This is a genomic window from Kitasatospora sp. NPDC096140, from assembly GCF_040303045.1.
GTDB lineage: Bacteria > Actinomycetota > Actinomycetes > Streptomycetales > Streptomycetaceae > Kitasatospora.
This window is the reverse complement of record NZ_JBEOUW010000019.1, coordinates 53,697-65,364: the sequence shown is the minus strand read 5'-3', so window position 1 is coordinate 65,364 and position 11,668 is coordinate 53,697. Positions and strand designations below refer to the sequence as shown.

The window sequence follows — 11,668 nt, the reverse complement described above, 5'->3', positions numbered from 1 at the left end:
GGGAGCGCGCGGCCCCGGGGTCACTCGCCGGTGTCGGCGGCGAAGCGGATCACCACGGCCTTGGAGGTCGGGGTGTTGCTGATGTCGGCGGTGGAGTCCAGCGGGACCAGGACGTTGGTCTCGGGGTAGTAGGCCGCCGCTCCGCCACGGGCGACGGGGTAGTGGACGACGCGGAAGTGCGGGGCGCGGCGCTCGACGCCGTCCTTCCACTCGCTGACCAGGTCGACGTACCCGCCGTCGGTGAGGCCCAGGTCGGCGGCGTCGGCGGGGTTGACCAGCACCACGCGGCGGCCGCCCTTGATGCCGCGGTAGCGGTCGTCGAGGCCGTAGATCGTGGTGTTGTACTGGTCGTGGGAGCGCAGCGTCTGCAGGAGCAGCCGGCCCGGCGGCACCTCGGGGGCGGTCATCGGGTTGACGGTGAAGTTGGCCCGGCCGGTCGCGGTGGGGAAGGTGCGGGAGTCGCGGGGGCCGTGCGGGAGGGTGAAGCCGCCGGGGCGACGGACCTTCTCGTTGTAGTCCGCGAAGCCCGGGACGACGCGGGCGATCCGGTCGCGCAGGGTGTCGTAGTCGGTGGCGAAGTCCTCCCACGGCACGGTGTCCCGCGGGCCGAGGACGGTGCGCGCGAGGCGGCAGACGATCGCGGTCTCGGAGAGCAGGCCGGGCGCCGGCGGGCGCAGGCCGCCGCGCGAGGCGTGGACCTGGCCCATCGAGTCCTCGACGCTGACGAACTGGGCGCCGGAGCCGGTGACGTCCCGGTCGGTGCGGCCGAGGGTGGGCAGGATCAGGGCGCGGGCGCCGGTGACCACGTGCGAGCGGTTGAGCTTGGTGGAGACGTGGACGGTCAGCCGGCAGCGGCGCATCGCGGCCTCGGTGACCTCGGTGTCCGGGGTGGCCGCGACGAAGTTGCCGCCCATCGCGAAGAAGACCTTGACCTTGCCGTCGCGCATCGCGCGGATGGTGTCCACCGAGTCGAGGCCGTGCTCGCGCGGCGGCTCGAAGCCGAACTCGTTCTCCAGCGCGTCGAGGAAGGCCTTGCTCGGGCGCTCGAAGATGCCCATCGTCCGGTCGCCCTGGACGTTGCTGTGCCCGCGCACCGGGCAGACCCCGGCGCCGGGGCGGCCGACGTTGCCGCGCAGCAGCAGGAAGTTGACCACCTCGCGGATGGTGGGGACGGCGTGCTTGTGCTGGGTGAGGCCCATCGCCCAGCAGACGATGATCTTCTTCGAGCCCAGCACCAGGCGGCCGAGCTCCTCGATCTGCTCCCAGGGCAGGCCGGTGGCGGCGAGCACCTCGTCCCGGTCGGTCTTCCGGGCCTGGGCTTCGAACTCCTCGAAGCCGTGACAGTGTTCGGCGACGAAGGCGCCGTCGACGCCGTCCGCCTCCAGCACGATCCGGTTGAGCGCGCGGAACAGCGCGAGGTCGCCGCCGAGGCGGATCTGCAGGAAGAGGTCGGTCAGCTTGGTGCCGTGGCCGACCAGCCCGCGGGCGTGCTGCGGGTTCTTGAACCGCTCCAGGCCGGCCTCGGGCAGCGGGTTGACGCTGACGATGGTGGCGCCGGCCCGCTTGGCGCGCTCCAGGGCGGAGAGCATCCGGGGGTGGTTGGTGCCCGGGTTCTGGCCCGCCACGATGATCAGATCGGCCTGGTAGAGGTCCTTGAGGCTGACGCTGCCCTTGCCGACGCCGAGCGTCTCGGTGAGGGCCGAGCCGGAGGACTCGTGACACATGTTGGAGCAGTCCGGCAGGTTGTTGGTGCCGAGCCGGCGGGCGAACAGCTGGTAGGCGAAGGCGGCCTCGTTGCTGGTGCGGCCGGAGGTGTAGAAGGCGGCGCCGTCCGGGGTGTCCAGGGCGCGCAGCTCCTCGGCGATCAGCGCGAAGGCGTCGTCCCAGGAGACCGGGGTGTAGTGGGTGGCGCCCTCGTCGAGCAGCATCGGCTGGGTGAGCCGGCCCTGCTGGCCGAGCCAGTAGCCGGAGCGCTCGGCGAGGTCGGCGACCGGGTGGGCGGCGAAGAACTCGGCCCGGATCCGGCGCTCGGTGGCCTCCTCGGCGACGGCCTTGGCGCCGTTCTCGCAGAACTCGGCGGTGTGCGTCTTGTCCGGCTCGGGCCAGGCGCAGCCCGGGCAGTCGAAGCCGTCCGGCTGGTTGACCTTGCGCAGGGTGGCGAGGGTGCGCAGGGGGCCCATCTGCTCGGCGGCCATCCGCAGGCTGTGGCCGACGGCGGGCAGCCCGGCGGCCGCGTGCTGGGGCGCGGACACCTCGGGTGCGTCCTGCGCCGGGTCGCTCTGCGGGGCCTGCTTGGCCATGACTGGGCTCCTCGGGTTCTGCCGGTGCGGGCCGTCCGCGCCGTCGCGGGGCCCGGTGCCCATCCTCGCACCTGGCCGCGGGCGGGGGGAGGGGCCTCGGAGGGGCGGGTTCCGGTGCGGGCCGGGGCACCGGTGCGGTGGTCGGGCGGACGGCGACGGGGAGCGGCGGGAGGCCACGGGCCGGGGCGGTGGACGGCGTCGGTAGAGTCCTGTGCGTCATGGCGGATGGGGGAGGGGCGCGTGCGAGTCGGTGACGTCCTGGACGGCCGGTACGAGCTGGTGGAGAAGCTCGGCCAGGGCGGTTTCGGAGTGGTGTGGCGGGCCCAGGACGCCCGGATGCGGCGGCCGGTGGCGGTCAAGGTCATCGGGCACCACGGTGGCGACCAGGCGAAGGCGGCGCTGCGGTTCGTGCGGGAGGCCTGCGCGGCCGGCAACCTGTCGCACCCGCACATCGTCACCGTCCACGACCTCGGCCAGTGCGAGGTCGGCGACCGGGAGGTCACCTTCCTGGTGATGGAGCTGCTCACCGGCCGCACCCTGACCGAGGTGCTGCGCGAGGGGCTGCCCGAGCCCGCGCTCGGCCTGCGCTGGGGGCGCCAGATCAGCGGCGCGCTGGCGGCGGCGCACGACGCGGGCATGGTGCACCGGGACATCAAGCCGGACAACGTGATGATCACCGATGCCGGGCACCTGAAGGTGCTGGACTTCGGCATCGCCCAGCTGGACACCGGCGCGGGCGGGCTGACCACCACCGGGACGATCGTCGGCAGCCCGGCGTACATGGCGCCCGAGCGGTGGACCGGCGGCCGGGTGGACGGCCGGGCCGACCTGTACGCGCTCGGCTGCGTGCTGGTCGAACTCTTCACCGGGGCAAGGCCGTTCGGCGGGGACTCGACGCCGGTGCTGATGTACCAGCACCTCAACGAGGCGCCCCCGGCGCTGGATCCGGCGCAGTTCGGGCTGCCGCCGCAGGTGGCCGGGCTGGTCGCGGAGCTGCTGGCGAAGGACCCGGCGGACCGTCCGGCCGACGCCCGGGCGGTCGAGCGGCGGTTGGCCGAGCTGGCCGCGGCGCCGGTCGCCGGGGCTGGGGCCGGGTCGGTGGCGGCGGTGCCGACGGTGGTGGACCGGGCCCCGGCCGAGGCCGTCGCGCCGGTCGACGCGGTGGCGCCGGTCGGACCGGTGGTGCCTCCCGCGCCTCCCGCGCCGCCTGCGGTGCCCCCGCCCGCTGCGCCCCCGGTCGCGCCGCCGGCCGCGCCCCCGGTGGCCCCCGTGGCCCCGCCGGCCGCGCCGCCGGCCGTGCCGGGCACGCCCCCGTCGGTGCTGTCGCCGCTGACCACGCCGCCGGTGCTCGCCGCGTCGCCGCCGGACGCCGTACGGGCCGCGCTGCGCGAGCGGCGGTCCGCCGCGTACCGGGCGGCGACGGCCGGGGAGTCGGCGATCCAGCTGCAGGCGGTCGCCCAGGAATGCGTGGCCGCGCTCGGCGCGAGCGACCGCGACACCCTCGGCACCTGGCGGGACTTCACCTGGTACCTCAGCCGCACCGGGGACCTGGACGGCGCGATCCGACTGCTGACGAGCGTCGTCGACGACATGCGCTCGGCGCTCGGCCCGCACGACCCGGACACCCTCGGCGCCCGCTACCACCTGGTCTGGTGCGTCGGCGAGAGCGGCGCGGCGGTCACCGCGATCCGGCTGCTGTGCGAGCTGCTGCCCGACCTGCACGCCGTCTGGGGCCCGCAGGACACCCGCGTCCTGAAGGCCCGGCACGACCTCGCGGTGCACCGGGCCAACCGGGACGACCTGCAGGGCGCCGTGCTCGAACTGCACGGCCTGCTGCCGGACCTCGCCCGGGTGCTGGGCGAGCACCACCCGAGCACCGTCCAGGCCTGGCAGGACCTGGCCGGCTACCAGCAGCGGCTCGCCCAGTCGGGCCGCCGCGGCGCGGGCGGCCCGCACCGGCGCCGGGCACCGAGGATGAGCCCGATGGAGGCGCTGGTGCTGGTGCGCCGGCTCCGGGTCTGGGACTTCGCCACCGACGAGGAGGCCCGGGCCTGCATGGCCGCGCTGGACCGCGGGATCGGCCTGAAGGGCGTCGCGGACGTGGTGTTCCAGGCCCCGGACCACGTCTCGGACGAGGACCTGGTGGAGGAGATCTTCGGGCCGTAGGCCGCGTGCTCAGGCCACGTGCTCAGGCCGCCGGTGCCGCGGCCGGGAGCGCGGCCGGCGCCCGCAGCAGCGCCCGGGCGGCCGCGTCGTTCTGCCGGAAACCCGGGGCGTCGGTGCGCGGGCGGGCGAAGGCGGCGGCCGAGCGCAGGCCGGTGTGCGGGCCGAGCGCGGCGCGGGCGCGGGTGCGGGGTGCCGCCCAGGGCCGGGTCGAGCAGCCGACCGTTCACCCGTTCGTCCCCGCCCGCCGCTATGGTGACCCTCCGACGTGAACCCCGGGCGGGCGCGGTCGAGTTGGGGGAGGGCATGGAGAAGGACGAGGTGCTCGGCGGTCGCTTCCGGCTGGAGGAGCGGCTGGGCCGGGGCGGCTTCGGCGTGGTCTGGCGCGCGACCGACACGACCATCGACCGGCAGGTCGCGGTCAAGGTGCTGCTCGCCGAACACGCCACCGACCAGGAGGCGGTCAGCCGGTTCGTCAGCGAGGCCAGGACGGCCGGCGGCCTCAACAACCCGCACATCGTCACCGTGTACGACTACGGGTGGACGGCGGCCGGCTCCGGGCGGATCCCCTACCTGGTGATGGAGCTGGTCCTCGGCGAGGCGCTGTCCGACGTGCTCAAGGACGGCCTGCCGGACCACGCGAAGGCGCTGCGCTGGATGCGGCACGTCTGCAAGGCGCTGGACGCCTCGCACCGCTCGGACGTCGTGCACCGGGACATCAAGCCCGAGAACGTGATGATCGTGCGGGACGGGGAGCGGGCCAAGGTCCTGGACTTCGGCATCGCCCGGCTGGTCACCCAGACCGTCCGGCTCACCTCCACCGGCAACGTGATCGGCACCGTCCCGTACCTCGCGCCCGAGTGCTGGTCCGGCGGCCCGGTGGACGGCCGGGCCGACCTCTACGCGCTCGGCGTCATGCTGTACCAGGTCTGCACCGGCGAGCGGCCCTTCCGTGCCGCGCAGCCCACCGAGTACATGTACAAGCACCTGGAGGAGGTCCCGCCGCGGGTGCGCAGCAAGGACCCGGCGCTGGCCGACCTGGTCGCCGAGCTGCTCGCCAAGCGGCCCGCGGACCGGCCGTCCAGCGCCGCCGAGGTCCTGGAGCGGCTGCGCGCCGTCCGCCCCGGGATGCTGGGCCCGGGCGACCCCAGCCCGGACCAGCTGCGCAAGCGGGCCGACCGCGCCTGGCAGTACGGCACGGCGGGCGAGCCGGCCGAGGCGGTGGAGATCCTCACCGCGCTCGTCCCCGACTTCGCCCGGATCTGCGGCCCGAGCGATCCGCGCACCCTGCGCACCTGCCACGACCTGGCCCTCTGGCTCGCCCGGGACGGCAGCCCGGGTGCGGCGGTCGCCCTGCTGACCGAGCTGACCCGGGCGCCGGGCGCCGCCCCGGAGGCCTGGGCCGACGCCCGGCGGGACCTCGCGCACTGGCAGCGGGAGGTCGCCCGGCTCGGCCCGGGCCGGCCGCGCGCGCTGAGCCTGGGGGAGCTTCTCGGCGGCGCCCAGGCCGGCTGAGGCGCCCCCGGCCCGGTCGGGCGGTGACGGAGGCGGTGGCGGCTGTGGCGGAGGTGGTGGCGAAGGCGAAGGCAAGGGCGCTGCCGACCCGGGCCCCGATGTCAACCGTGCGGCCACCCGATCCGGGCCCCGGGCCGCGACCGGAACCGGGAGGATTTCGCCCATCGGGACGGTCTGGTCCGCCGCCCCGGCGCGTTGGTATACCTCGTTGCCGGACTCGGGTGCGGTGTCCGAACCGCCCCGTGAGCTGCGACGAAAGGCTGGTGACGGATCGATGAAGCTCCTGCGCGTCGGACCCCCGGGCGCCGAGCGCCCGGTCGTCCTGGGCGAGGACGGTACCGCGTACGACCTCTCCGGGCGGGCCCGCGACCTCGACGGGGCCTTCCTGGCCGGGCTGGACCCGGCCGCGCTGGCCCGGGACGTGGCCGCCGGCGTCCTGCCGGTGGTGGACCTGGCCGGGCAGCGCGTGGGCGCGCCGGTGGCCCGCCCGGGCAAGGTCGTCGGGATCGGGCTCAACTACCGCGACCACGCGGCCGAGGCCGGGGCCGCGATCCCGGACGAGCCGGTGATCTTCCTCAAGCCGAGCTCCACGGTGGTCGGCCCGTACGACGAGGTGCTGGTGCCGCGCGGCGGCGAGAAGACCGACTACGAGGCCGAGCTGGCCGTGGTGATCGGCCGTACCGCCCGCTACCTGGACTCGCACGCCGAGGCCGCCGAGGTGATCGCCGGCTACACGATCGCCAACGACGTCACCGAGCGGGCCTTCCAGTTCGAGCGCGGCGGCCAGTGGGACAAGGGCAAGTCGGCGGAGACCTTCACCCCGCTCGGGCCCTGGCTGGTCACCGCCGACGAGGTGGCGGACCCGCAGGGCCTGGCGCTGCGGCTCTGGGTCAACGGCGAGCAGCGGCAGTCCGGCAGCACTGCCGAGATGATCTTCCCGGTGCTCGAACTGGTCCGCTACGCGAGCCGGTTCATGGTGCTGGAGCCCGGGGACGTCGTCATCACCGGCACTCCGGCCGGGGTCACCCTGGGCCGCCCGGGCACGCCGTTCCTCGCTCCGGGCGACGTCGTCGAGATCGAGATCGACGGCCTCGGCCGCCAGCGTCAGGTGCTGGGCAAGGCCTGACGCGGGCGGCCGCCCGGTCCCTGCCGAGGACGGCCGGGCCCGGTCGCGCCGGACGGCCCCGACCCCGGGCACGGGGGTCGGGAGCGTCAGCGCCCGTCGTCCAGGACCTCCCGCAGCCGCGCGGCCCGCGGCGCCTGCGGGCCCTCCAGCGCGAGCAGCCCCGCCAGCACCTCCGCCGTCTGCGGGTCGTGCAGCGCGGTCGCCGCCGCCATCGCGGTGAACTGGTCCACCAGCCAGTCGCGCAGCTCCGCCACCGGCAGCGTGCGCCCCTCGTCCAGCCAGGTCAGCGACGCGCCCTCGACCACCGCGATCCACGAGCGCACCAGCAGCGTCAGCCGCGGTCCGGCCTCCCGCACGCCGAGGTGGCGCAGCGTGCGCCGCAGCGCGGCCCGCCGGACGTCGTCCACGATCGCCGAGGTGCGGGCCGTCTCCACCACCGAACCGCCGCGCAGCAGCGCCGAGTAGCCGGCGTCGTGCTCGGCGACGAAGGCGAAGTAGCCGTCCAGCACGGCCGCCAGCTGCTCGGACGGCGTGCCGGTCAGCGGGACGACGAAGCGGCTGGTCAGCTCGTCGGCCGCGGTGCGCAGCGCGGCCTCGTACAACTGCTGCTTGCCGCCCGCGAAGTAGCGGTAGACCAGCGGGCGGGAGGCCTCGGCGGCCTCGGCGACGTCGTCCAGGCTCACCTCCTCGGGTGGTCGGGAGGCGAACAGCTCCAGGGCGACCGAGATCAACTGCTCGCGCCGCTGTTGGACCGGCAGTCGCCGGTAGCCGGTGCGTCGGGGGCGCGTCGGGGGTACGGCCGGGGCGGGCACCTGGTCGGATGCCGAGGTGGGGCGGGCTTCCATGGCGGTCAGCGTAATGGGCGTCGGACCGATCGGATCCTGTCCCGCCGAACGGATTTCCGCGGGTCGTCCTCGCATCCGGGCCGATGGAAGCCGGTGGCAAAGGGGTTGCAAACGGGCCGCGCCACGAAATGATGTCCGGATGGTTGAAGAACTGATCACCGCCGACGGCACCACCCCGCGCCGCATCGCGGACGGGTACGTCCGTGCCCTGGCCGAACTCGATCCGCTGACCGCGGTCTACCTCGGCCTCAACCCCGAGGACGACCGACTGCCCGATCTCTCCCCGGCCGGCCGCGAGGCGATCGCCGACCTCGCCCGCCGCACCCTGGCGCAGCTCGGCGACGCCGAGCGGGCCGGTGCCGCCGGGGACGAGGCCGAGCGCCGCTGCGCCCGGCTGCTGCGCGAGCGGCTGACCGCCGAACTCGCGGTCCACGAGGCGGGCGAGAACTTCCGCGCGGTGCGCAACCTGGCCTCCCCGGTGCACGAACTGCGGGAGTCCTTCACCCTGATGGCCACCGGCACCGAGGCCGAGTGGCAGGTGGTCGGCCGCCGGCTGGCGAAGGTCCCGGTCGCGCTGGAGCAGTACCGGCAGACCCTGGCCGAGGGCGTCGAGCGAGGCCTGCTCGCCGGTCCGCGCCAGGTGGAGACGGTGGTCGGGCAGATCGGCGAGTGGCTGGACGGGGAAGTCGCCGGGGGCTGGTTCGGCCAGTTCGTCCAGGACGCGCCGGAGGGCCTGCGCGCCGGGCTGTCCGAGCACGCGGTGGCCGCCACCGAGGGCCTGGCCGCGCTGCGCGACTGGCTGCGCGACGTCTACGGCCCGGCCGCGGCCGGCACCCCGGACGCGGTGGGCCGCGAGCGCTACCGCCGGTGGGTCCGCTACTGGGCCGGCGCCGACCTCGACCTGGACGAGGCGTACGCCTGGGCCTGGACCGAGTTCCACGACCTGCTGGCGCAGATGCGCGTCGAGGCCGAGAAGGTCCTCCCGGGCGCCGACCCGATGGCGGCGATGACCTGGCTGGGCACCGACGGCCCGGCCGTCGAGGGCGCCGAGGGCATCCGGGAGCACCTGCAGAGCCTGATGGACCAGGCGATCCGGGACCTCCAGGGCACCCACTTCGACCTGGCCGAGCCGGTCACCCGGGTCGAGTCGAAGATCGCCCCGGCCGGCAGCGCCGCCGCGCCGTACTACACCCCGCCGTCGCTGGACTTCGTCCGGCCCGGGCGGACCTGGCTGCCGCTGCTCGGCCGGGAGCGCTTCCCGCTCTGGGACCTGGTGTCGATCTGGTACCACGAGGGCGTCCCGGGCCACCACCTGCAGCTCGCGCAGTGGAACTACGTCGCCGACCGGCTCTCCACCTACCAGGTGAGCCTCGGCGGGGTCAGCGCCAACCTGGAGGGCTGGGCGCTGTACGCCGAGCGCCTGATGGACGAGCTCGGCTACCTCACCGACCCGGGCCAGCGCCTCGGCTACCTCAACGCGCAGATGATGCGGGCGCTGCGGGTCATCGTCGACATCGGCATGCACGCGGGCCTGGACTTCCCGGCCGACTCCCCGTACAAGCCGGGCGAGCCGGTGAGCCCGGAGCACGCCCGCGAGTTCTTCGGGCAGTACTGCGGCCTGTCCGACGACTTCCTGGACAGCGAGCTGGTCCGCTACCTGGGCATGCCCGGCCAGGCGATCGGCTACAAGCTGGGCGAGCGCGCCTGGCTGCGCGGCCGGGCGGCGGCGAAGGCGGCGCACGAGGCGCGCGGCGAGGAGTTCGACCTCAAGGCCTGGCACATGGCGGCGCTGTCGCAGGGCTCGCTGGGGCTGGACGACCTGGTCGACGAGCTCTCGGCGCTGTAGCCGGCCGCCGGTACGGCTCCCGCGCGCACGGGTGCGGGAGCCGTACCGGACCGGGGTCCCGGGGGCTCGTCCCGAAGTCCCAGACTCCTGGTTCTTTTGTCCCAAAAGTCTGATTTGGTGAGGTTTTTCCTTGCCATTCCGTCGGACCCGGGTATTGGCTGGAAGGCGACTGCGTGACCTCTCCGCCACACTCCGGAAGGCTCGACCGTGACTGAGCAACCTGCCATCGGTCATGAGAACGCGGACAGCCGGCGCTGGTGGGCGCTGGCCGTCATCGCCGTCGCCCAGCTCATGATCGTCCTCGACATCACCATCGTGAACATCGCACTGCCGTCCGCCCAGCGGGACCTGGGCATATCCGACGCCGACCGGCAGTGGGTGATCACCGCCTACACGCTGGCCTTCGGCGGTCTGCTGCTGCTCGGCGGACGGCTGGGCGACCTCTTCGGGCGCAAGCGCGTCTTCACCATCGGGCTGCTGGGCTTCGCCCTCGCCTCCGCGCTCGGCGGCGCGGCGGCCGACCCGTCCATGCTCTTCGGTGCCCGCGCCCTCCAGGGCGCGTTCGGCGCCCTGCTCGCCCCCTCCGCGCTGGGGCTGCTCTCCACCACCTTCTCCGACCCGAAGGAACGCAGTACGGCCTTCGGCATCTTCGGTGCGATCGCCGGCGGCGGCGCCGCGATCGGCTTCATCGCCGGTGGCCTGCTGACCGAGTACCTGAACTGGCGCTGGTGCCTGTTCGTCAACACCCCGATCGCCATCGCCACCGCCTTCGCCGCGTTCTCCGTGCTCCAGCGCGACCACGTCGCCAAGGGGCACCGGGTCAAGCTGGACCTGCCCGGGGCGCTGCTCGGCTGCGGCGGCCTGCTGGCGATCGTCTTCGGCACCTCCGAGGCCGTCACCCGGGGCTGGGGCGACGCGCTGGTGCTGGGATCGCTGTTCCTGGGCGTGGCGCTGCTCGCGGTGTTCGTCCTGGTCGAGAAGCGCACCCCGCACGCGCTGCTGCCGACGCACATCATCGCCGACCGCAACCGCGGTGGCGGCGCCCTGTCGGTCGGCCTGGCCATGGTCGGCATGTTCGGCCTGTTCCTGTTCCTGACCTACTACCTGCAGGCCATCAAGCACTTCTCGCCGATCGTGTCCGGCCTCTCCTTCCTGCCCATGACGGCCGCCATCGTGATCAGTTCGACCGGGATCGCGGCCCGGCTGATGACCAGGGTGCCGTCCCGGAACCTGATCGCGCCGGGACTGCTGCTCGCCGGTGGCGGCATGGCCTGGCTGACCCAGATGCACGTGGACAGCCCGTGGGCCGGCATGGTGCTGCCCGCCGAGCTGCTGCTGGGTTTCGGCATGGGCCTGGTGTTCATGCCGTCGATGAGCCTGGCCACCCTCGGGGTCGCCCCGAACGAGGCCGGCGCGGCCTCGGCCACCATCAACTCGGCCCAGCAGGTGGGCGGTTCCTTCGGCACGGCACTGCTGAACACCATTGCGGCCAGTGCCACCGCGACCTTCCTGGCCACCCGGATCGCCTCCGACCCGGCGGTGCAGGCCCAGGGCGCGGTGCACGGGTACGTGGTCGCGACCTGGGTGGCGATGGGCATCCTGTTGCTGGCCGCGCTGGTCGCCTTCCTGATGATCGACCACCGGCCGGCGCCCGGTGAGGCCACCGCCGTCGAGGCGGGTGCCGTCGGGACCGGCGCCGTCGAGGCCGGCACGGGAGCGGGCGCCACGGCGGTCTCCGCCGTGCGGGCCGTGGACGGCCGGCCGAGCCCCCGGGAGGCCGCCATGGCGGACGTCCGGGCCAACGTCCGGGCGGGCGGCGAGGTCCGCTCCGAAGCGGGGGTGGAGCGCCCACCGGCCGATTGACGTTTGCAGC

The 11,668-nt window shown here is 74.6% G+C and carries 7 protein-coding genes; 5 read left to right on the top strand and 2 right to left on the bottom strand.

The window, feature by feature from the left end; all coding sequences use genetic code 11:
* Positions 1-20 precede the first annotated feature (20 nt).
* Positions 21-2,300, bottom strand: a complete 2,280-nt coding sequence (locus ABT048_RS21000) for an FdhF/YdeP family oxidoreductase (RefSeq protein WP_350522942.1) — start codon at positions 2,298-2,300, stop codon at positions 21-23.
* 240 nt (positions 2,301-2,540) lie between these two features.
* On the opposite strand from ABT048_RS21000, the gene ABT048_RS20995 reads away from it, so the two are divergent.
* From ABT048_RS20995 to ABT048_RS20980, 3 genes are all read left to right on the top strand, one after another.
* Complete coding sequence (locus ABT048_RS20995; protein ID WP_350522941.1) at positions 2,541-4,466, top strand: serine/threonine-protein kinase; 1,926 nt, start codon at positions 2,541-2,543, stop codon at positions 4,464-4,466.
* 303 nt (positions 4,467-4,769) lie between these two features.
* A complete protein-coding gene (locus tag ABT048_RS20985; RefSeq protein ID WP_350522940.1) occupies positions 4,770-5,978 on the top strand; it encodes a serine/threonine-protein kinase in 1,209 nt (402 codons plus the stop codon).
* A 274-nt stretch (positions 5,979-6,252) separates the two neighbouring features.
* On the top strand, positions 6,253-7,104 hold the full coding sequence (locus ABT048_RS20980) for a fumarylacetoacetate hydrolase family protein (protein ID WP_350522939.1): 852 nt from the start codon (positions 6,253-6,255) through the stop codon (positions 7,102-7,104).
* An 86-nt stretch (positions 7,105-7,190) separates the two neighbouring features.
* Here ABT048_RS20980 and ABT048_RS20975 read toward each other — a convergent pair whose 3' ends face one another.
* Positions 7,191-7,949: a TetR/AcrR family transcriptional regulator gene (locus ABT048_RS20975; RefSeq protein WP_350522938.1), complete on the bottom strand. Its 759-nt coding sequence runs from the start codon at positions 7,947-7,949 to the stop codon at positions 7,191-7,193.
* 139 nt (positions 7,950-8,088) lie between these two features.
* On the opposite strand from ABT048_RS20975, the gene ABT048_RS20970 reads away from it, so the two are divergent.
* Together ABT048_RS20970 and ABT048_RS20965 are read left to right on the top strand one after the other, a co-directional pair.
* Entirely contained in the window at positions 8,089-9,795 is a 1,707-nt protein-coding gene (locus tag ABT048_RS20970) for a DUF885 domain-containing protein (RefSeq protein ID WP_350522937.1), read from the top strand.
* A gap of 207 nt (positions 9,796-10,002) precedes the next feature.
* The gene (locus ABT048_RS20965; protein WP_350522936.1) at positions 10,003-11,658 is read left to right on the top strand and encodes an MFS transporter; all 1,656 of its coding nucleotides are present in this window, start codon (positions 10,003-10,005) and stop codon (positions 11,656-11,658) included.
* Positions 11,659-11,668: the final 10 nt, after the last annotated feature.

Coding starts and splice junctions, on each gene's coding strand:
- ABT048_RS21000 (WP_350522942.1), bottom strand. CDS start 2,300: ATGGCCAAGCAGGCCCCGCAGAGCGACCCGGCGCAGGACGCACCCGAG.
- ABT048_RS20975 (WP_350522938.1), bottom strand. CDS start 7,949: ATGGAAGCCCGCCCCACCTCGGCATCCGACCAGGTGCCCGCCCCGGCC.
- ABT048_RS20985 (WP_350522940.1), top strand. CDS start 4,770: ATGGAGAAGGACGAGGTGCTCGGCGGTCGCTTCCGGCTGGAGGAGCGG.
- ABT048_RS20970 (WP_350522937.1), top strand. CDS start 8,089: ATGGTTGAAGAACTGATCACCGCCGACGGCACCACCCCGCGCCGCATC.
- ABT048_RS20980 (WP_350522939.1), top strand. CDS start 6,253: ATGAAGCTCCTGCGCGTCGGACCCCCGGGCGCCGAGCGCCCGGTCGTC.